Source organism: Paenibacillus sp. JT31N7, from assembly GCF_059692095.1.
Genome location: NZ_JCAUAT010000005.1, coordinates 92,147 through 111,989, shown reverse-complemented (window position 1 = coordinate 111,989; position 19,843 = coordinate 92,147). Strand labels below are relative to the sequence as shown.

At 55.3% G+C, this 19,843-nt stretch carries 18 protein-coding genes, 1 pseudogene and 1 riboswitch; of the genes and pseudogenes, 9 read left to right on the top strand and 10 right to left on the bottom strand.

Annotation, left to right across the window (positions count from 1 at the left end):
- Both AC58P5_RS20955 and AC58P5_RS20950 read right to left on the bottom strand, forming a co-directional pair.
- Window positions 1-180, bottom strand: a pseudogene (locus AC58P5_RS20955) (spore germination protein GerPB); the annotation flags it as partial.
- Window positions 177-404: a spore germination protein gene (locus tag AC58P5_RS20950; RefSeq protein ID WP_103996433.1), complete on the bottom strand. Its 228-nt coding sequence runs from the start codon at window positions 402-404 to the stop codon at window positions 177-179. The gene AC58P5_RS20950 and the pseudogene AC58P5_RS20955, both read right to left, overlap by 4 nt.
- A gap of 154 nt (window positions 405-558) precedes the next feature.
- Between AC58P5_RS20950 and AC58P5_RS20945 the strand changes: the two genes are divergently transcribed.
- Complete coding sequence (locus AC58P5_RS20945; protein WP_497389990.1) at window positions 559-1,056, top strand: Hsp20/alpha crystallin family protein; 498 nt, start codon at window positions 559-561, stop codon at window positions 1,054-1,056.
- A 222-nt stretch (window positions 1,057-1,278) separates the two neighbouring features.
- Here AC58P5_RS20945 and AC58P5_RS20940 read toward each other — a convergent pair whose 3' ends face one another.
- Complete coding sequence (locus tag AC58P5_RS20940) at window positions 1,279-2,646, bottom strand: sensor histidine kinase (RefSeq protein ID WP_497389988.1); 1,368 nt, start codon at window positions 2,644-2,646, stop codon at window positions 1,279-1,281.
- Complete coding sequence (locus AC58P5_RS20935) at window positions 2,636-3,337, bottom strand: response regulator transcription factor (RefSeq protein WP_497389986.1); 702 nt, start codon at window positions 3,335-3,337, stop codon at window positions 2,636-2,638. The genes AC58P5_RS20940 and AC58P5_RS20935 overlap by 11 nt, the downstream gene beginning before the upstream one ends.
- Window positions 3,338-3,569: 232 nt before the next feature.
- Here AC58P5_RS20935 and AC58P5_RS20930 point away from each other — a divergent pair, with 232 nt between their 5' ends.
- The 4 genes from AC58P5_RS20930 to AC58P5_RS20915 all read left to right on the top strand — a co-directional run bounded on the left by AC58P5_RS20930 (window position 3,570) and on the right by AC58P5_RS20915 (window position 8,218).
- Window positions 3,570-4,139: a TetR/AcrR family transcriptional regulator gene (locus AC58P5_RS20930; RefSeq protein ID WP_497389984.1), complete on the top strand. Its 570-nt coding sequence runs from the start codon at window positions 3,570-3,572 to the stop codon at window positions 4,137-4,139.
- 66 nt (window positions 4,140-4,205) lie between these two features.
- On the top strand, window positions 4,206-5,495 hold the full coding sequence (locus AC58P5_RS20925; RefSeq protein ID WP_497389982.1) for an HlyD family secretion protein: 1,290 nt from the start codon (window positions 4,206-4,208) through the stop codon (window positions 5,493-5,495).
- Window positions 5,476-6,702, top strand: coding sequence for an ABC transporter permease (locus AC58P5_RS20920; RefSeq protein ID WP_497389980.1), 1,227 nt, complete (start codon window positions 5,476-5,478; stop codon window positions 6,700-6,702). The genes AC58P5_RS20925 and AC58P5_RS20920 overlap by 20 nt, the downstream gene beginning before the upstream one ends.
- Before the next feature lie 142 nt (window positions 6,703-6,844).
- Complete coding sequence (locus AC58P5_RS20915) at window positions 6,845-8,218, top strand: TolC family protein (RefSeq protein WP_497389978.1); 1,374 nt, start codon at window positions 6,845-6,847, stop codon at window positions 8,216-8,218.
- A 444-nt stretch (window positions 8,219-8,662) separates the two neighbouring features.
- Here AC58P5_RS20915 and nrdF read toward each other — a convergent pair whose 3' ends face one another.
- The 3 genes from nrdF to nrdI form a co-directional block, all read right to left on the bottom strand.
- A complete protein-coding gene (gene nrdF, locus AC58P5_RS20910) occupies window positions 8,663-9,622 on the bottom strand; it encodes a class 1b ribonucleoside-diphosphate reductase subunit beta (protein WP_497389976.1) in 960 nt (319 codons plus the stop codon).
- A 224-nt stretch (window positions 9,623-9,846) separates the two neighbouring features.
- Entirely contained in the window at window positions 9,847-11,931 is a 2,085-nt protein-coding gene (gene nrdE / locus AC58P5_RS20905; protein ID WP_497389974.1) for a class 1b ribonucleoside-diphosphate reductase subunit alpha, read from the bottom strand.
- Window positions 11,918-12,277, bottom strand: coding sequence for a class Ib ribonucleoside-diphosphate reductase assembly flavoprotein NrdI (nrdI, locus tag AC58P5_RS20900; RefSeq protein ID WP_497389972.1), 360 nt, complete (start codon window positions 12,275-12,277; stop codon window positions 11,918-11,920). The genes nrdE and nrdI overlap by 14 nt, the downstream gene beginning before the upstream one ends.
- An 86-nt stretch (window positions 12,278-12,363) precedes the next feature.
- Between nrdI and AC58P5_RS20895 the strand changes: the two genes are divergently transcribed.
- Window positions 12,364-12,561, top strand: a complete 198-nt coding sequence (locus AC58P5_RS20895) for a hypothetical protein (protein ID WP_497389971.1) — start codon at window positions 12,364-12,366, stop codon at window positions 12,559-12,561.
- 5 nt (window positions 12,562-12,566) lie between these two features.
- Window positions 12,567-12,762: riboswitch (cobalamin riboswitch) on the bottom strand.
- A gap of 551 nt (window positions 12,763-13,313) precedes the next feature.
- Here the strand turns inward: AC58P5_RS20895 and AC58P5_RS20890 are convergent.
- The 3 genes from AC58P5_RS20890 to AC58P5_RS20880 form a co-directional block, all read right to left on the bottom strand.
- Window positions 13,314-15,410 carry a hypothetical protein gene (locus AC58P5_RS20890; protein ID WP_497389970.1) on the bottom strand — a complete coding sequence of 699 codons (2,097 nt, stop codon included), beginning with the start codon at window positions 15,408-15,410 and terminating at the stop codon, window positions 13,314-13,316.
- A gap of 166 nt (window positions 15,411-15,576) precedes the next feature.
- A complete protein-coding gene (locus AC58P5_RS20885) occupies window positions 15,577-16,530 on the bottom strand; it encodes an aldolase catalytic domain-containing protein (protein ID WP_497389969.1) in 954 nt (317 codons plus the stop codon).
- Between the two features lie 200 nt (window positions 16,531-16,730).
- On the bottom strand, window positions 16,731-17,045 hold the full coding sequence (locus AC58P5_RS20880; protein WP_497389968.1) for a hypothetical protein: 315 nt from the start codon (window positions 17,043-17,045) through the stop codon (window positions 16,731-16,733).
- A gap of 132 nt (window positions 17,046-17,177) precedes the next feature.
- Here AC58P5_RS20880 and AC58P5_RS20875 point away from each other — a divergent pair, with 132 nt between their 5' ends.
- The 3 genes from AC58P5_RS20875 to AC58P5_RS20865 all read left to right on the top strand — a co-directional run bounded on the left by AC58P5_RS20875 (window position 17,178) and on the right by AC58P5_RS20865 (window position 19,688).
- Window positions 17,178-17,876, top strand: coding sequence for an ABC transporter ATP-binding protein (locus AC58P5_RS20875; RefSeq protein WP_497389966.1), 699 nt, complete (start codon window positions 17,178-17,180; stop codon window positions 17,874-17,876).
- Between the two features lie 19 nt (window positions 17,877-17,895).
- Window positions 17,896-19,110, top strand: coding sequence for an ABC transporter permease (locus tag AC58P5_RS20870; protein ID WP_497389964.1), 1,215 nt, complete (start codon window positions 17,896-17,898; stop codon window positions 19,108-19,110).
- A 98-nt stretch (window positions 19,111-19,208) separates the two neighbouring features.
- Window positions 19,209-19,688, top strand: a complete 480-nt coding sequence (locus AC58P5_RS20865) for a hypothetical protein (RefSeq protein WP_497389962.1) — start codon at window positions 19,209-19,211, stop codon at window positions 19,686-19,688.
- Window positions 19,689-19,843 lie beyond the last annotated feature (155 nt).

Sequence of the window (19,843 nt, the reverse complement as noted above, 5' to 3'; positions counted from 1 at the left end):
GAAGCCGACCAGGCTGCCCTTGCCCACTTCCGGGGCGGGAGCGGTGAAGCCGCCCGTGTTGTACTGGTTCGAGAGCGCACGGATGCTGCCCGCGCTCCCGACCTGCAGGACGGAGGAGTTGGACACGGCATCGACCCGGAGCTGATGGATCGTAATCGTCTGATGGATGGTCCAGCTCATGCCGTCGCCGTTTTATTTGCCTCGGCTTCGATGGCATCACTATCGTTCGTATTTGTGGCGCTGACAGCATTATATACATGCGGTAAATCACCGGTATTAAAAGAACCTGCTCCTGCATACGTCTTTGATGTGCTATTGGGCGATATGACCAGGCAGTCCCCGAATTGAACGACAGAGCTGGGGCCTACAGTCAGTATTTTTACGTTTCCGACGATGGCCGGCATAGGCGTTCTCCTTTGCTGCGTCTTCTTTTATAGCTTATGTAGGGAAGCGCCCAGATGTTCATACTGCTTTCCCCGATTTAACGGTTTCCGTAAAGAATGTTCACCTCCGGGCGGTCCCCGTTCATATAATGCTGAAGAAGCGGGGGGAGCTGCGATGAATCAGCCGGACATGAATAAATGGCTTAAATGGGAGCATGTCGAAAAATTTCTCGATCAGCCCCAGAAATACATGGATAATATCAAATGGATCGAAGGGTTCGTGCGTGACGTTTTCGACCGTACACTGCCGCCGCCCCCGATGAACGCGGACGTTCAGCAGACGCAGCCCAAGTCTCAGCAGAAGGCGCAGCAGAGAACAACGTCCCATCAGCCGCGGGAACCCGTGAACGGCGATACGTTCGAAACGCATACGGACGTATTCGTCCGGTTAAAAATTCCGAAACGCGAAGATCCGCGTTCGCTGCAGGTACTGGTGAAAACCAGTCACGTCAAAATACTCGGGCTGACGGACGAACCGAGAAAACTCATTAAACTGCCCAGCCCGGTTCTTCCGAAAACGGCGAAGGCCACTTACAAGGAAGGCGTTCTGCAAATACAAGTGCGCAGGCGCAAGTATAAAGACAGCTACCATGAGGCGTACATCGAGTATTGACATGAAAAAGGACCGGCCTTCAAAGGCCGGTCCTTTTTCATGCGCCGGAGAGAGTGCCTCAGGTTGTCCGGGTTTCCTTGCAGCGGGAAGCAAGGACGAAAGGATCGGAAGCGGCGTCCGTAAGGGACCGGTCCGAAAGCGTACCGTGCAGCTCCTCCGGGCACTCTCTTTGACGTCTTCTAACGGTTGTCCGAAAGCGGTTGACCCGGACCCCGGGTTTCCTTAATCCTTGGGGAGCCTGACATGAACTTCTGTGCCGATATCCGGCTCGCTTTGGATCTTCAGAGTTCCGGCATGGAGCTTGACGATGTTCTCGGCGATGGCAAGCCCGAGGCCGACGCCTCCGTTCTTGCGGCTGCGCGCTTTATCGACGCGGTAAAACCGGTTGAACAGCTGCGGAATGTCCTCTTTCTCGATGCCGATCCCTTTGTCCACGACGGAGATCTGCAGGTGACGGGGCTGTTCCCGGACGATCATGTCGATCGGCAGCTGACTGTACTTGATCGCGTTGTCGAGCAGAATGATCAGCAGCTGGCGGATTTTCTCGGGGTCGCCCTTCATCCTCAGAGGAAAATCCTCTTCCGGGAGATCCAGACGGACCTCGCGGTCGAACGTCAGCTGGATGGACGCGGCCGTAGCCTGGACCAGGGGGCGCAGTTCGAATTCCTGCCATTCGGTCCGCTGCCTTTCGTCGGAATCTGCGAGGGTGAGCAGGCTCTTTGTCATTTCCCGCAGCCGGACGGATTCGCTCAGAATGGCTTCGATCGCTTCCTCGCGAAGCTGGGGGTCGTTGCTGGCCCAGCGTTTAAGCAGCCTGGCGTAGCTCTCGATAATCGTGAGCGGGGTGCGCAGTTCGTGGGAGGCATCCGCGAGGAACTGTTTCTGCTGCTCGAAATGCTGCTCCAGCCGGCCGATCATTTCATTGAACGTCTGGCCGAGCTGGGCGATCTCGTCTTTTTTTCGCGTCGATTTGATTTCAAGCCGCCTGAATGTCCCGCTCCGTTCGATGCTTTCCATCGTCTGGGCAAGCCTGTGGATGGGGTTAAACACCAGACTGGCGTAGATATACCCGATGATGACCGATAAGACAAGCGCACCGAGCGTCGTATAAAAAAGAGCGAGAAACAGCACCTGCACGTTATCGTTCAGGGTGACCAGCTTGCGGGCGATTTCCAGCGAAGCGATCTGGCGCTCGTTTTCCATGACCGGCACCAGCACATACAGACAAAAGCCGTTGTCCGTGGAGACCAGCTTGGAGATCGTGCCCGATGACGTTATAAACTTGGCGGGACGCTGAAGGAGCGTTTCGTCCGTGTAAATTTCTTTTTGCACCGTGGAGTCCGGTCCGATAAGCCGGATCAGTTCGTTGGCCACGAGAAAGTCTTTGAGCAGAAAAGGATTTTCCCAATATTCCGGATGCTGCACCACATTTTCCTGAAGCAGCAGCTTGGCCGCTTTGCGCTCGATATTTTGAGTTTCATTGCGTGTATTGTTTTCGATGAAAAGGTAGTAGATAAAGAAATTGACACCCAGAAGAATCAGAAAGAGCAGGGAGGTCTGAAGCAGAGCGAACCGCAGCTTAAGACTCATCGGGGCCACTTCCTTTAATGAGGTAACCGACACCCCGGATTGTGTGGATCAGCTTGCCGGGAAAATTTTTTTCGAGCTTCTGGCGCAAATAACGGATGTAGACGTCCACAATGTTCGTATCGCCGACGAAATCATAGCCCCATACATCGGAGATGATGTCTTCCCGGGATTTCACTTCCCCCTTGTGCTGGAGCAGGTACTGCAGCAGGTCGAATTCCTTGGGCGTCAGCTCGACGGATTTACCCATACGGGTAACCTCGCGGCTCTTCAGGTTCATGACGATGTCATCCGCCTGAAGAAGCTGTTCGTTCTCCGCCTGGCTTTGTTGAGTCGTCAGCCGGAGCAGGTTGCGGATGCGGGCGAGCAGCTCTTCGATGGCGAACGGCTTCGTCACGTAGTCGTTCGCCCCTTGGTCAAGGCCGCTTACCCGGTCGGGCACCGCGTCCCTGGCGGTCAGGAGGATGACGGGGACCGCGGACTGCTGCCGCAGGCGGCGCAGCACTTCCAGCCCGCTCAGCTCGGGGAGCATGATGTCGAGCAGGATGAGGTCCCACGGCTCCGCCATCGCCATGTCCAGACCTTCGCGCCCGTCCTCGGCCAGACTGACCTCGTACCCCTCATGCTGCAGCTCCAGCTGCAGGACGCGTGCAATTTTACTCTCGTCTTCCACCAACAAAATTTTGCTGCTCATCCTGCACCTCCGCTTTTACAGATAGTGTTTGTGGAGGGGGCGGTTTCCATACGGAATGAGTGAAAATTGAACGGGAATCCGGCAAAATTTTTAAAAAGAGGCCCGTTTTTAGACAAAAGGGCAAAAATGTAAGGCTGTTTTGCTGGCGGGCCCCGTTGATTTTGCGCAGCAAAGATGATATTGTTTTGACTACAGAACTAAAATAGGATTTTGGTCATAACGGAGGTGCCGAATGGATCAGCGGCGCGAAAACATTCTCGATGCGGCGAAAAAATCGTTTGCTTTGTTCGGATACAAAGGAACGACGGTCGATCAGATCGCCAAAATCGCCAGCGTCGGGAAGGGAACGCTGTACCTGTATTTTGAGACAAAAGAAGATTTGCTAAACGAGATCGTCAAATCCCTGATCGCCGAGATGAGAAAACTGGCCGATGCCAGCATTTCCAAGGGCGGTACGATCATGGAGAAGCTGCATTCCGCTACATACAGCATTCTTGTTTACCGCAAGGAGCACGAACTGCTGCTGAAATTGTCGCAGGAGGTGGCCCAGTTCGGTACTCCGGCGGCTCAGCACGCTCTGCGCGAGATTGAGGAAGGCGTCACGGGCTACATCAAGCAGCATCTGGAGATCGCTGTCGCGAACGGAAGCATCAAGCCGTGCGACCCCGAGATTACCGCGTTCGTGCTGGTGCGTATGTACCTGGTCCTGCTCGTCGATTGGGAAAGAAAGCATCCGCCTCTTACCAACGAGCAGATTTCGGATTTAATCCAGCTTTATATGATGGACGGAATCGCCCTCTAAGGGCGGTTTGTCCGTTTACACCCTAAATCATGAACTAGAGAAAGCATCCTGGGAGGGAAATGTTAGATGAAGTTTGTTAGACCTGTTGTATACGTAGTGATGGCCGGATTGATCGGCGGGGGAACTTTCCTGCTGTCTTCCAAAGAAGCCCTGAGCAGCACCCAGAACCGTCCGGCGAACCTGCCGACCGCTTATATCGAAGCGAATCAGGTGGCCGCGAGCTTTAAAGCCGGTGGCCGCGTGACCGAAATTCTGGTCAAAGAAGGGGACACCGTGAAGAAAGGCCAGGTGCTGGCCCGGATTCAAAGTCAGGAAATCGAGGCGAAAGTAGCCCAGGCCAAAGCGGCCGTAGCGCTTTCCCAAGGGAAAATCGCCGAAGCGAAGGGCGCCGAAGCGACAGCGCAGGCGAAAAAACATCAGGGTCAGGAAGCGGTGACGCTGACCGCGGAAACGGCCGAGAAACAAGTGAAACAGGCCGAAGCGGTCGTGAAAGCCGCGCAGACGAAGGTGGACGCCCTCAAGAACGGGGCGAGACCGGAAGAGAAAAAGCAGGCGGAAATTCAGCTGAATGCGACCAAAGAAGTTTTCCAGACAGCGGAAGAAAGCTACAACCGGGTGAAAAAAATGAAAGAAGAGGGTCTCGTCGCCCAGACGGACGTGGATAAAGCGAAAGTCAGCTACGAAGAGGCCAAAGCCAAATACGAAGTGGCGCAGCAGCAGTACGCGCTTGCCCAGCAGGGACCGCGCGCGGAGGAAATCCAGGCCGCGGAAGCGCAGCTGGAACAGGCCAAAGCGGCCGTCGAGCTGGCTAAAGCGAACAAGGATCAGGTGAAAATCCGTCAAGGCGACGTGAATGCCGCTCAGGCGTCGATCCAGCAGGCGCAGGGCGCCGTCAAATCCGCCCAGTCCGGACAGCAGCAGGCCCAGGCGGCCCAAAGCGAAGCCGAGACCTACCTAAGCTACACCCAGCTGCTTGCTCCTTCCGACGGCATCATCATTTCCCAATCCGCTCAACTGGGCGAAATGGTAGGCTCCGGCTTCCCGGTGTTCACGATGGAAACTTCCACGGACACGAAATGGGCCCGTTTCTATCTGAAAGAAACGGACGCGGCCGGCCTGAAAGCGGGCGACACCGTGACCGTAAAAGTGACGGCTAACGGCGCCGCCGTGACCGGTAAAGTCAGCACGGTCGCTCCGGCCGCGGACTTCGCCGTGAAGAAAGCGACGCAGAACGCGTCGGATACCGATATCCGCTCGTTCGGCGTGAAAGTCGAGCTGTCTCAGCTGCCGGAATCGGTTCTGACGGGAATGACCGTACAATGGGAAGGAAAAGCGGGTGATACCGTTGCCCCTTAAAGTCGGAAGCGTGATCGCCGAGGAATGGCGGCAAATTTTCAAAGACCGCCGCTTGATGGCGATTCTGTTCCTCGTGCCGATTCTATACACAACCTTATTCGGATCGATTTATATCCAGCATAAAGTAACCGAAATGCAGACCGTCGTCTTCGACGAGGACAACAGTCAACTGAGCCGTCAGATTGTGCAGGCGTTCGACCAGAGCGAAACGTTCCAGGTCGTGAACGCCTACCAATCGGAGGCGGAAGTGACGGAAGCCATCTCCCGCGGAGAAGCGAAGGTCGGGGTCATTATTCCGAAAGAATTCGAAGCCCGCATCAAACACGGCGATGTGCAGCCGGTCATGACGCTCATCGACGGCGCGAACATGATGATCTCCAACTCCGCGACTCGCGCGGCCAATGAGATCGTGACTACGTACAGCTACGGCGTCAGCGGCAAGAAGCTTCAGCAGCAGGGCCTCCAGGATGAACAGGTCAGCTCGACGTTCTCCGCGGTCCCGTTCCGCTACCGGGTGCTTTACAACCCGACGTTCAACTACAGCGATTTTATGATTTTCGGCCTGGCGGGCGCGATTTTGCAGCAGGTTCTTCTGCTCGGCATCGCCCTGACCATTACCCGCGATAAGGAAAGAGGACTCTGGAGCCGCTTTGCCGAGTGGAAAAAGATGCCGTGGCGCCTCGCTTACGCGAAATCGGTCCCTTATTTTATCATCGGCATGCTGAATGCAGTCGTGGTGTTCACGATCATGCTGTTCGGCTTCGATCTTCCGATGCGCGGACAGATTCTGATGGCTATGCTGCTCTCGGCCTGCTTCAACTTTGCGGTGCTCGGCATCGGGTATTTCATCTCCCTGTTCTCGAGCGCACAGCTCGGCTCCACCCAGATTGCGATGCTGATCGCGGTTCCGTCGTTCATGCTGTCCGGGTATACATGGCCGTTTGAAGCGATGCCGAAGGCGCTGAGTATCCTCGGCCATATGCTTCCGCTCACCTATTTCCTGGAGGGTGTCCGTCATGTGTTCGTCAAAGGCAACGGTTACGACGTGATCGTCAAGGACTGCATTGCGCTCGTTCTGACAGGATGTATCACTTACTTTGCGGCCTTCCTGCTCACTCGGTTCGCCATGTTCCGCAAGCAGTCGGATGAGCCGGCTTCGGCCGGGCTGCCGGATGTCCAGCCGGAAGGAAGCTCTCTTACGACATAAGGTGTATCACCGGCGCGCGAAAGCTGTGCTTATATAGGCAGGCGCGCCGTTTACATAAGTTTCAGTTATCAGCGCTTTTTGTTCCCATGTCCCTCAGCCTGCGTTTAGTTCTTATCATACCTTGGAAAAGAAGGGATTTTCGATGAAAAAAATCATAGCTACGCTGACCGCGTCCGCTTTTGTGTTCGGCATGATGCCGGCCGCATGGGCGGCGGATACCCATTCGCCCTACTACGAAATCAAAGACGGCAACCTTGTCCAACTTCACGCGACAACCGATAAGCCTCTCGATAAGGACGAGGTACGCCTGCCCGCACTGGAGAAAATCAGCAAGCTGACCCTCGATAACGTGCTGGAACGGACCCTGAACAACTCCTACAACATGAAATTGCTCTATCTGAAAACGGCCGCATTAGGAAGCAAAAGCAGCGACCTCAAGGATCAGAGTGACAACCTGTACGGCGGCAGCTTTGAAGGTTATAAGCTTCCGGCTTCCCCGCAGGACTACATGACGCCCGAGGCGATGAAGAAATACCAGATCGACCCGACTAAAGCGACTCCGGACAGCTTCTTCTGGATCGGCCCGGTTGTCGAAACCAACACGGTGTTGAACAAAGTCATCGAAGGCCAGGGTCAGATGGTTAATGGCATTAACCAGATTTTGCAGGCTCAGCGCGAACAGATGAAAACAACCTCGCATCAGCTCGACACGGACATGTGGAACAACCTGCTCCAGACCGATGAAGCGAATGAGGGCATCAAGCTTCAGGTGACGGCGCAGTATGTGCAGCTTCTCGGCTCCAAGAAGCAAATCGTCCTCATGCACGAGTACAAAGGCGTGGCGGAGAAAGAGATGAAACGCGCCCAGGTGCTGAGCGACGCGGGTCTCGCTTCTCCCGAAGACGTGGAAACCGCCCGCAAAGCGGTGAACAAAATCGGCGACGATATTCAGACGCTGGAGAACAACTATCGTTTGGGTCTCGTGCAGCTTTGCTTCGATATCGGCGTGGAATACACCCCGGATCTGCTGCTAGAAGAGCCGGCCGCCGTATCCGGAAACGTACAGCCGGTTGTGAAGAAAGACACGGAGACGCTGCTCGCCAATTCTTTTAAGCTGAAAATGGATCACAACGGCATCGACGAAGCCATCTGGCAGCAGCAGAACACCGTGACCAAAAATACGTACGGCGGCCAGTACCAAAACGTCAACACGGGGATTGCTTATCAAAAGCAGGAACAGACGAAAGCCGAGCTGGTTAAAAAAATCTATGCCACTTACAGCGATGCCGAGAACGCGTATCAGACCGTGCTGAACGAGCAGCGCAACCTGAAAGACGTGCAGGCCGATGTCGCTAAAATGAAAATCCGTTACGAGAACGGATTTGTCTCCAAGCATGATTATGATAAATTTTCGTTTAAGCTTCAACAGGCTCAAACCACGCTGGAGGGAGCCAAGCTGAAATATTTCGCCTTGGTGCGCAAGGCCGAAGCGATGGATAGAGGATTTATTTCGTAAAAGGCGCCTATTAGCGAAAGGTTATGCCGCTGAATGGATACCGAGACTTTATGCAGTTGAATGTATATGAACTTTAGTATGAATGGAATAAATAGAAGGGACTGGTCCTTAGGATCGGTCCCTTCTATTTATTTGAAAGGCTAATCGCCGAAACCCGAGTGTCATTATCGGAGGCATCATGATGCATCGCAGGCGATGATGAGCCGTATGCCTAGAGCGAAAGCGTTCCTGCCGGAGCATAAGCAGACGGATGGCCGAAGCGATCTGCCGGAGCATCGCACCCGCACGCCGGGAACGGCGGGCGCCCGCATCCGGCAGCTCCGCAGCCGAACACGAAAAAGACGAACAAAATTATCTCCAATTTTGTTCGTCTTTTTCGAGTATCCGGCCGCTTGCGGGTCCGTCCCGCCGGGCCGCGAAGAAAGCGGGCGCCGCCGGAGCGGCTTACAGCCCTTCGAAGCTGAAATCGTCGTCGCTAAGCGGCTCGACGCGGAGGGCGCGGACGTAGCCGTTGCCTTTTTTCGAGAAAAAGTCATGCTGCTTCGTCTGCGTCCGGATTCCGTTCAGAACGACCGGATGAACCGGCTCTTCCGGGAAATAAGGATCGCGTCCGAGGTTCATCAGCGCTTTGTTGGCGTTGTAACGCACGTAACGCAGCACATCGTCCTGCAGGCCGAGCGGAGTGTACAGCTCTTCGGTGTAGAGCTTCTCGATCTCGTACAGCTCCAGAAGCAGCTTGATCTGTTCTTCGGCGGCTTGCTGTTGTTCGGCTTCACTCAGAGTCGCGAACAGCTCCTGCGCAAGCGTACCGACGTACAGACCGTGGATGCTTTCGTCGCGCAGAATGAGGTCGATGATCTCGCCGCTGTTCGTCATTTTGCCTTGTCCGGCCAGGTAGAGCGGGTAGAAGAAGCCGCTGTAGAACAGGTAGCTTTCGAGATAAACGGAAGCCGTCATCGCCAGATACAGGTCTTTGTCGGATTGGATGCTGTTATAGTAGCGGTTAATGAGATCCGCTTTCTGCTGCAGACGTCCGTTCTCTTCAACCCAGCGGAAAATACCGTCGATCTCCTCGTTGCTCGCCAGCGTCGTGAAAATGCTGCTGTAGGACTTCGCATGAATCTGTTCCATCATGCCCATGAACGACAGCACCGCTTTGCGCTGGAGGCCGTCCATGTGCTCGACGAGTCTCGGCATGCCGACTCCGCCTTGAAGGGTGTCCAGCAGCGTCAGGCCGCCCAGAACCTTCTTGTAGACGTCCTGCTCGTCCGGACTCATCTCGATCCAGACCATTTTATCGTCGGAAAGGGGAATTTCTTCTTCGGTCCAGAACTGCATCACGTTCTGCTGCCAAAACGACCAGGTGTAATCGTCGTCGGGTTTATTCCAATTGACGGCTTTCATCGTTTTCTCTCCTTTGGATGGGGCGCGCTGCAAATCCGGCATCAGTCGCTGCCGTGCATAACCATAGGCAGCTTTATACGGGGCTTACAAGTTCCGGCCCTGCATAAAGCTGCTTATAGGGGATAGCGCCATACGTATGTTTGCGGCCTGCACGGAGCGTTTTTTACGTTCCTTTCGCGAAGCCGGCTTCTTTTAAAATAATCTATTGGTAACCCGGCACTCTCTTAAACGGAGCAGCTCAGGCATTCTTCCATGGTCAACCGCTTCGTGCGGGTGTAGTAGAGCGATTTCAGTCCTTTTTTAGCGGCGTACAGGTAGTTGCGGGCCAGCTCGCGGGTCGAGATGTCGCTGTTTACGTGCAGCACCGTTGAAATTCCCTGATCCACATGTTCCTGGATTTCCGCGATAAGATCAATGATCTTGAACGGGTCCATCCGGTAAGCCGACTTGTAGAAGAACATGTTCTCCTTGGACAGATAAGGCATCGGATAGTAAGTGGTCGAGTTCGCATACGTACGCGTTTCGATCTGATCGACGATCGGCATGACGCTGGAAGTCGCATTTTGAACGTACGAGATGCTCTGCGTCGGCGCGATGGCCAAACGGTAAGCATGGTACAGGCCGTGCTTCATGACTTGTGCTTTCAGGGCTTTCCAGTCTTCCGGCGATGGGAGATCCATGCCTTCGAAAAGTGCGTTGACTTTATCGGATTCCGGACGGTAATCTTTCTCTTCGTACTTGGCGAAATAGGTGCCTTTCGCGTATTCGGAGCGTTCGAAATCGGCGAAAGTGATACCGCGGTCGCGTGCGATTTCCATGCTCTTTTCCAGCGAGTAGAAGTTGATGGCCATGAAGAAGGCGCGCGCGAACTCTTTCGCTTCCGGGCTTTCGTAAGCGATCCGGTTTTTCGAGAGATAGCCGTGCAGGTTCATCGCGCCGAGACCGACGGAATGAAGCTCCTTGTTCGCCTTCACAACGCCAGGCGCGTTCGCGACCGTCGTGTTGTCGCTGACGGAAGTCAGCGCTTCGATGCCGCTGTGGACGGAATCGCGGATGCTTTTCGTTTCCATCACGTTCACGATGTTAAGCGAAGCGAGGTTGCAGGAAATGTCCCGGCGGATAATATCGCCTTGGCCGTAATCGCCGATTTCCGTCGTTTCCTGAAGCTGGAAAATTTCCGTGCACAGGTTGGACATTTTCACTTTGCCGATGTCTTTCAGGGCATGACCGCGGTTCGCGTTGGAACGGTTCATGATGTATGGATAGCCGGATTCCAGCTGGATAACAGCTATCTTGGTCAGCATGTCGCGGGCGCTCATCACGACTTTCTTCTTCACGTTCGGGTTGGCGAGCAGCTCTTCGTACATGTCGTCGATATTCATATCGTCGAGGTGACGGCCGTACTCCTTGTAGACGGAGAACGGAGCGAACACATGCAGCGGCTTGTTCTGTTCGGCCAGCTCGTAAAACTTCTGCGGCACGATCAGGCCGATGGAAAGCGTCTGGATGCGGGATTTCTCGTCCGCGTTGATTTTTTTGCAGTCGAGGAATTCGATGATGTCCCAGCCGAATACGGAGTAGTAGACAGCTCCGGAGCCCCGGCGTTGACCCATCTGATCCGCATAGGAGAAAGCATCCTCAAGGAGCTTCATGACGGGCATGATGCCCTTCGCGGCGCCTTCGACGCCTTTGATCGGCTCGCCGCGTCCGCGCAGCTTGGACATGTTGACGGCTACGCCGCCGCCGATTTTGGACAGCTGCATGCAGGTACCGATGACGTACTGGATGGAGTTCAGGGAGTCGTCCATCTCCAGCAGGAAGCAGGAGACCATTTCGCCCCGGCGGCTGCGTCCGGCGTTCAGGAACGTCGGCGTCGCCGGCTGGACGCGCTGCTCGATGATCGCCTTGGCGATCCGCTGGGCTTTGCCGATGTCACCTTCACCGAGGTGAAGGGCGACGATGGCGGCACGGTCCTCGTAGGATTCGAGGACTTGCTTTTTATCGTTGGTACGCAGGGCGTAATCTTTATAAAATTTCGAAGCGGCCATGTAGGACTGGAACTTAAAGCCGCTTTCGCGGATGGTTTCGTGGATGGCTTCGATCTGCTCCAGCGTGTAATGTTCGTACACGTTTTCGTAGAAATCTTCGCCGATCAGATAATCGTAACGTTCTTTGATGCTGCCGAAAGGAACGGTCTGTCCCTGCACTTCTTCAAGGAAGGCGTCCAGCGCTTCGCGGTCTTTCTCCAGCCGGTAAAATCCGTCTTCCCCCGGTATCATGAGTTCGTTGTTCAGTTCAATATGCTTCAAGATGGCGCACCCCTTTATGGAATCGTTCCACGTCGCTAGACGTGCCGGAAAGTTCGAATTTAGCAAGCACCGGAACACCGTATGCCGATGAAATGCGGTCGGCGCTCAGGGCAAAAGATTGTCCCCAGTTCTGGTTGCCGCTTGCGGCTACACCGCGCAGAAGGGAAGAGTGATGTTTCAGAAAGTCCAGCACTTTGCCGGGAATTTGACCGAATCCGGTCGTATAGGTAACAAGGACGAACGGCTCCTGGATCGTCAAATCCTCTTCGATCTGTACGGCCTTCACATTCAGCTTGTTAATGAATCGTTGAACATTTCCCGTACGGGAATCGTAAACTACCAGCATGGAAGCATCTTCCTTTCCACTCTATCAAAAATACGGGGCGCGCCGACCACGGGAAGTAGTCGGCGCGCCCGGATGAAAGCCGCCCCTTGGTGACAAAGAGCGGCTCTAAATTCACAGTCAGCTTCCAGCCCTTTCGCGCGCCGATGACGGCTCTGCAAAAAGGCTGGCTGAAGCCGCGCGTACAAGCCGGCTGCCCGTCTCCCCGCCCGAAGGCGGAAGAGGGGGACAGCCGGGCTATGCGGCTGCATGTGAAAAACGTCCGGACACCTCCCTATCTCCCGTAGGTTCAGCGGTGTCTTTCAGACAGGCAGGTCTCCTGGCTCCAGGTTCATTGCGCCCCTCCGCGGCCTTCCCGACGGCATCCGTCAGTGGCGGTATGGGTGGGGCGCTCCCCGTTGACAGTGGCGGGACCGCGCCGGATTCGCACCGGACTTCCCTTTTGATTCCCGCCCGATAGGCGGGAAACCTGTCCAATCTATATATAGTCTATATATAGTGAATATGTAGGTGATAGATATGAATTTACCTCAATATATTGTGGTTTGTCAACTGTGCGTAAGGACTCAACAAGGGGAGAAAAACCGAGATATAAGGCGAAAAAGGTGTGATAACCTGCCCATAAACGGGCGAGATTTTATTTCGGATTCTTTTTATTTCGACAAATTTTGCAGGTGGCGGAGTGACGTGCATCCAAGCGGATTTTGATGCGCTGAGCGGGGGATTGTTCATGCACGCCATGAAAAAGGATCAAGCTCCTCACGAACGGAGCTTGATCCTTTTACAGGTTTAAATTCTTTTTGTTGTTCTTTTTATAGAGGATCATTATGCCTGCAAGTATCCACTCGATCACATGCAAAGCGACAGACAGGGTAAGGGCGGATAAAAAATCCTTGATGTACACACCGGGAATCAGATGAGCAAAAACATAAATCAGAAGACGAGCCTTTCTGAAGCCGTAAACAGCTGATTAGGTCGCTGCCGGCCAAAACCATGCGGTCAGGCTTGACGGGTACTCCCACCGTTCTGTCCGGCTGCCTTATTGGCCGCTGCCCTGCTTAACCAGCTCATCCACGGACCACGCCACACACCAGGGAAACTGGCTTTTCGTTTCCTCCGGAATCCAGTAGCAGTGGTCTGTTTTATTTTGGTCAGGGTAAAAAACATACATGAGCAGCTTCACTTCGCTGATATCGTCCGGTTCATCCGTACGCGGATTCGGGTAACGGACCGTACAGCCCATTTGCGATGAAAATTGGGTGGATACGTTCACTTCATACGTGTACATGAAGCTGGACCCTACACCGATCGAAAATACATCGCCGGGAGCCTTGCCCGCAGGCTTGCATTCAACGGATACGCTGTTGGAAACGGAGGTGATGGTTTTGCTCACTTTAATAAAGTTTTCTTCGATTTTCATGGACTCCGACCAGTTGACCGGCATACTGAACGATAGCTGTTTATCCGCATAATCGGGCAATTCCGTAAACCGCTGCACATAATTTTCGATGTGGTTCGGATCGGGCTGCCTCGGGAACGTGTTCAAAAATTTGCCTTTGCGGGCTTCAATGCTTAGATCCGATACGGAGAAAAGACTGAGCTGCACGGATAGGTCATTCTTTTGCCAATCCGCCAGTTTGTAGGTATGTCTGGTTATGTTGGGCCGGATATACAAATGCGTAGCCGTTTTTTTGGTGGAAGACGGATACAGCTCAATCGAAAATTCCTTGATGCTCTTAATTTCGGAAGTGACGGACCGCGCGCGTTCATAAGCGATCTTCAGCTCGCCGCCGATTCCTACGACCGGAAATTTCCCGCTAAAATTGAGAGAAGCGACGAATTTGTACTTCGCGGATACCGCCGCCTGCTCCTCTTTCGACCACTTGAACCGGAAGGAACAGATGGAATCTTTAAGCTCGGAACCGTTCAGCACGTGGGGAGGGGGGCTTTCGACAACGCCCAGAAACGTAAGATGGTCATCGTTGGCCCAGTTCGTAAACGTGTCCATCAAGGTAAGCCGGTCGGAACGATACCGGCCTATTCCGAGATGCTTGTTCATACCGGAGCCGTCGAACGTCTGCGTAAACCAGATTTCCGACCGGATATGTCCCTCGTCCGTAGGTTTGAAAAACTGGAAGGCGTCGACATGGTGCCCGTTAGGCGTCGACATGTGCCCCCAGTCGCGAATAATGGGGGGCGACCAGACTCCCGTAGGGATGGAGTATTCAAATCTTCTCGCTTTGACGTCGTATGCGGTTTTGCCGCTGACGAACAGCTGAAGAACGCTGCCTGTACAGCCGTTCTCGATAGATCCCGGAACGATCGCGAAGTGGCTGACGTTTTCACCTTCCGCTAGGGCGCGCGGTTCATTTACTTTCCGGGGCGGTGCATTCTCCTCGTGGTGCAGGAGCCACGTTTTTAAAGCTTCTTTTTTGCGGGAAATGACCGACTTCGTATCCGGGCTTCTTTGAATGTAGCCGACCATGATCCGCACTTCGCCGCCGGGGTCCCGGTAGCTGCAAGCCGCCGTATGAGTGACGTCCGCGATCCTGATTTCCTCCGCCTTGCCGTCTTTCGCCGGGCGCTGTTCACGGGCGTCCGTCCGCTCCCACGTCTGCCCCCCGTCATCCGTCCAGTTCAGTGCCAGCTTGCTGTCCGCACCGGAGCCGATGAGATACAAGCGGGTTCCGGCCGACACGGCTGCGAACCGGCTGTCCGTCCGAAGGCGCATGCGCTCGCTTAAGGGAAGAGCCGATGACCACTCGATCCCGTCTTGGGAGGTCATTTGGTAGAGCGCCCCCCTCTGATCCGCGTAAAACAAGTACAGGACGCCTTCATGCGCGCATGCTGCCAGAGCGGGTATCCGGCCTCCGCTGACCCCGTCGCCCCCATAGGCCACTTTGGTCAAATACTCGATCCCGAGCGGCCCTTTCTTTTTGTTCGGGTTCTTCACGATCCTGACCTTTTCCTGTTTATCGTCGCCCAGGTAAGTTTCCATACAGATGAGATCCAACAGATTCCCGTTCGTGTAAAAAAGATAAGCTTTATTGTTGAAAAACGTGCCGGCAGCCGGTCCGGTGTTGGATGCCTTCGTATAAAACTCCTCAAAAGCATCGTGTTTGGTTTTGGCAGACATGGTCTCACTCCATTGGTTAATAAGGTGGCGTTTCTTTTCCATGGAACACTATACCAAACCAAAATTTTTAAGGATATTAACGAAAGTTAATGGACGGATTTCAAATTTACGAAGCCGGAAAAATCAAAAAGATCCCTTCCCGGAGGAAAGGATCTCGTTAATGCTATTAATTATTGGCGATAGTTTCCGGCGTCGTCAGCTTGTCGTAGAAATCGACGTACTTGTCCTTGTCCGCGGTGTTGCGGACAGCCATGGCTACGCGCGGATGTTCGTTGAGCGTTCCGGCGACCATGTAAGGAATGATGTAGCCCCATTCCACTTTCTCGCGCATGGCGACCATGTGGCGCTCGATCAGGTCCAGGACGGGACGCACATCGTAACGCGGGTTTTTCAGGTAGCTGACGAGCAGCTCGGTGGTACAGTTGCCTGCCGCGCGTCCCATGCCGTAGACGGAGGTGTCGAGGAACTCGACGCCTTTCTCGGCACCGACGATGGTGTTGGAGAACGCGAGCTGCATATTGTTGTGCATATGAAGGCCCAGCTTCTTCTCCGGAAGAAGGCGCTGGAATTTATTGACCATGTAATCAATGTCCTTATGATTCATGCTGCCGTACGAATCGACGACGTATACCACGTCGACCGGGCTCTTGTTAATGAGCTCGAACGCTTCGTTGAGCTCGTTTTCCATCACATGGGAAAGCGCCATGATGTTCAGCGTCGTTTCGTAGCCCATGTCATGGAACTTTTGTACGAGCTGCAGACCCTTGTCCACATCTTTAATGTAAGAAGCCACGCGGATCAGATCCAGTTGGCTTTGCTCGCGGGGGAGAATGTCGTTCTCGTCGACGCGGCCGATATCCACGAGCGCGGAAAGCTTCGTATCGTTTTTGGTAGGGATAACCTCACGCAGGAAATCCTCATTCAGAAAACGCCACGGGCCCGCATTGTCGCTTTTCAGGAGCTTGGCCGAATTTTTGTAACCGATCTCCATATATTCAACGCCGGCTGCATTTAAGCCGCGATACATATCCTGAACAAATTCCACGCTAAAATCCCAATTGTTGACGAGTCCTCCGTCGCGTATCGTACAATCGAGAATTTTATGCTGATCGTGTTTCATTTCGGTACCCTCCAAAAGCCGCATACCGGCTCAACTTTTTGCTATATTATCACGCATCTGATAAGGGATGTCAATCAATCGGCGCAATTGTCGGACAAATGAAAGAACTGACAGACGGTCAAATAAAAAAGCGGGTCCCCTGAAGGGATTCCGCCTTTTTATACGTGCCGGCATGCATATCGCCTTTTGTAAGTCCGGATTTACCGGACAAGAACAAATTTACCAATGAGTGGCAGCGGTCTCATTCTGCCGTCATGGGCGTTCCGGATCCCGATAAAAGCCAGCGCGAAGACGGAGATGTCCAGGGGGGGCATAAGCAGGTTCTCCACACCCGGAAGCAGCACGAGCATCAGATGCGCGGAAACGGCGTAGAGCAGGAGCAGCAGCCCCTGGTTCGCATGGTACATCGCAAATCTGGAATGCTTCGCAACCATCAGCGGCAGACAAAAAATCAGGTAAGCGGACATGGCGGCGGATTTGTTGCTGTCGATATCGGAGGAATTGTGATTGTGCATACGCGGACACCTCACACTCAGAATCGAAAACATGAAGCCGGATAAATTTCTGCTATACTTCTACTATAGAATATGCATACCCCGTTTGAAAAGGGATAGACGCAGGCTGGACACGGAAATGGAGGAATTTATTTGGAAAAAGCTTCAGTTCATATAAAAAAGGCGGGATACGGCGAATCCGGAGCGATTTTGAGGGATATCGACTTCCGTATCCTGGAGGGCCAGCTGATCGGTCTGATCGGACCCAACGGCGCCGGCAAAAGCACGACCATCAAGAGCATGCTCGGCCTGCTGAAGGATGTCGAGGGGCGCATTGAATTTGCCGACGGACGGGCCTCGGTGGCTTATGTGCCGGAGCAGCCGGTCCTGTACGAGGAGCTCACGCTGTGGGAGCACATGGAGCTTGCGGCGGCAGCCTACGGGCTGGAGCGCCCGGTCTTCGAGGAACGGGCGGAGGCGCTGCTGGCCCAGTTCAGGCTGTCGGATGCCCGGCACCGGCTGCCGGTCGCCTTCTCCAAAGGCATGCAGCAGAAAGTGATGCTCATCATCGGTTTCCTTAACCGGCCTTCGTTGTACATTGTCGATGAGCCGTTCATCGGACTGGACCCGAGGGCGACGAAGGACTTCCTTGAGCTGCTGCGGAAGGAACGGGAGAGGGGAGCGGGTATTCTGATGAGCACTCACGTGCTCGATACGGCGGAGCGCATTTGCGACTCGTTCCTGCTGCTCAGCGAAGGCCGGATCGTGGCGCAGGGGACGCTTGACGAAGTACGTGAGGAGTCGGGACTGCCGGACGGTACTCTCTTCGACTGCTTCCATGCGCTGGTTTGAGGCGGGGGAGGAAATGAATATGACACCGGCAAAATTATTCAAGCGAAGGCTGTTCGATGACTGGATCTACCAGTACCGCATTCTGCGTACGGCGGTGGACTGGACGGTGGCCGTCTATCTGGTCGTTCCGGCTCTGATCTTCGCCTTCATTTATTATTCGGCGTGGTGGCGGACGCCGCCCGAATGGTTCGGCTATATTCCGGCTTCGCTGGTCGCCGTTTTCCTGTATCTGTTCGCCTGGTCCGGCACCATCCGCTTCTTCATCGAGGAAGCGGACCAGCTCTTCCTCGTCCGCAGCGAAGGCTGGATGCCCGCGATCAAGCGCCGCGGGCTCCTGTACTCGCTCGGGCTGCAGGCGCTGACGACGGCCCTGCTGGCCGGCGCTCTGCTGCCCCTGCTGCGCGCGGAAGGCTCGGGCGGCGCGCTGAAGCTGGCGGCCCTGTTCCTGGCCGTCTACGCGGCCAAGGTGAACCTGGGCCTGCTGCGCCAGCTGGCGGCGCTCGCCTGGACCGGATGGAAGCGCGTGGCCGCTTCCATCGTGCTGTTCGCGGCAGGTTTTCTTATCTACTGGGCCTGTGTCCAGTTGATTCTGGCGGGTGCTGCCGCGGGCTATCTCGCCGGGCCGCTCCTGCTTGCGGCCGCGGTTCCGCTCTGCCGCCGCCGTCTGCGGGCGGCGGGAGCGTTCTATCCCGACGTGCAGCGGGAGCGGGAGGCGAGGCTAAAGCTCGCCTCGCTGATGCTCCGCGGCATCGTCGAGGGCAAAAAGCCGCGGCAGCGCCGGGCTCCGCTGGTGCTGGGCCGCTCGCAGCGGGTGGTCCGCGGGACGGGCGCGTCGGCGGTTCTGGCCGATTCGCTCGTCAAGTCGGTCCTCCGCCGGCCCGGCCAGTGGAAGCTGTACGCCCAGTTGACGGCCGTGCTCGCGTTCGCCGCGTGGCGGCTTCCCGGTCCGATGCATGTCGTCCTGTGGGCCGTCGCCGCTTTCGTGCTGGCCTACTGGATGAAGTCGGTCGCGCGGGAAACGCTGGGCGCTCCCTTCTTCCGCATGTTCGCGTGGAGCGAAATCGGCAAGCAGGAGGCGCTCCGCAAAGCGTCGTTCGCTCTGGCCGTGCCCGGACTTGCGCTGATCGGGCTTGTCGCGGGCGGCAGTATCTCGCTGCCGCTGGGGATCGCGGCTCTTGTGCTTTCCGTGCCCGCCGCGTATGCCGCCGCCTTTCTGGTGACCATTTGGTATTAAACGCCAATGTTTGGCGAACACTAAGGGCGACCGGCAAACGTGCGCCCTCGGTACGAAGAGCGCACAGCGGGATTTGACAGCACCGGAAAGGATGCCTTATGAGCGACACACCGATTTTTTTTGAATTTCCGCAGGAGCAGGATATGCGGCTTGCTTATGATACGTTGTTTGAACTGGGCTACCGGCCCGGCGTCAGCGCTTCCGAGGGGAAGCCGGCGCTGCACATCCATGTGGAAGGGCAGGACCTTGCTTCCGCCATGCAGATCGCCCAGGCCCATGCGGGCGAGCTGATCGATGCGCCGCCTGCCGCAGTCAGCTACAGCGAACCCGAAGCTTACGCGGCGGCGTACGATCTCGACACGATCCGGATTCCCGCTCACTTGATCCAGGATCCGGAAGAGGACGCGCCGGAAGGAGCCCTGGCTGCTGTGCGCAGCGTGGACGGGCTAGGCAGCGTCCCGGACGCTTATTCCGGCGCAGCGGACGCGGGGGCCGTCGGCTCGTACGAGGAGTCTCAGCGGCAGTTTGACCCGTCCGACGACGATCTGGACCGGTTCTCGGCGGGCATTCATTTGTGAAACGGAGCCGCCCGGTGGGTTCCGATTGTCCGTTGGACTTCCTTCGAGTTCTTGGAACACAGAAGAGGCGGAGCGCCCTGTGAGGATGGTCCGCGGCGGCCCCGTCATCATACTGCTTTTCGGCGGAATCCGTAAGAAATACGGTCGATCCGCGG

Bases quoted from the DNA above. Each gene is read 5' to 3' on its own strand.
- AC58P5_RS20950 (WP_103996433.1), bottom strand. From the start codon at position 404: ATGCCGGCCATCGTCGGAAACGTAAAAATACTGACTGTAGGCCCCAGC.
- AC58P5_RS20870 (WP_497389964.1), top strand. From the start codon at position 17,896: ATGACACCGGCAAAATTATTCAAGCGAAGGCTGTTCGATGACTGGATC.
- AC58P5_RS20890 (WP_497389970.1), bottom strand. From the start codon at position 15,410: ATGTCTGCCAAAACCAAACACGATGCTTTTGAGGAGTTTTATACGAAG.
- AC58P5_RS20925 (WP_497389982.1), top strand. From the start codon at position 4,206: ATGAAGTTTGTTAGACCTGTTGTATACGTAGTGATGGCCGGATTGATC.
- AC58P5_RS20940 (WP_497389988.1), bottom strand. From the start codon at position 2,646: ATGAGTCTTAAGCTGCGGTTCGCTCTGCTTCAGACCTCCCTGCTCTTT.
- AC58P5_RS20935 (WP_497389986.1), bottom strand. From the start codon at position 3,337: ATGAGCAGCAAAATTTTGTTGGTGGAAGACGAGAGTAAAATTGCACGC.
- AC58P5_RS20880 (WP_497389968.1), bottom strand. From the start codon at position 17,045: ATGCACAATCACAATTCCTCCGATATCGACAGCAACAAATCCGCCGCC.
- AC58P5_RS20930 (WP_497389984.1), top strand. From the start codon at position 3,570: ATGGATCAGCGGCGCGAAAACATTCTCGATGCGGCGAAAAAATCGTTT.
- nrdF (WP_497389976.1), bottom strand. From the start codon at position 9,622: ATGAAAGCCGTCAATTGGAATAAACCCGACGACGATTACACCTGGTCG.
- AC58P5_RS20885 (WP_497389969.1), bottom strand. From the start codon at position 16,530: ATGAAACACGATCAGCATAAAATTCTCGATTGTACGATACGCGACGGA.
- AC58P5_RS20865 (WP_497389962.1), top strand. From the start codon at position 19,209: ATGAGCGACACACCGATTTTTTTTGAATTTCCGCAGGAGCAGGATATG.
- AC58P5_RS20915 (WP_497389978.1), top strand. From the start codon at position 6,845: ATGAAAAAAATCATAGCTACGCTGACCGCGTCCGCTTTTGTGTTCGGC.
- nrdI (WP_497389972.1), bottom strand. From the start codon at position 12,277: ATGCTGGTAGTTTACGATTCCCGTACGGGAAATGTTCAACGATTCATT.
- AC58P5_RS20945 (WP_497389990.1), top strand. From the start codon at position 559: ATGAATCAGCCGGACATGAATAAATGGCTTAAATGGGAGCATGTCGAA.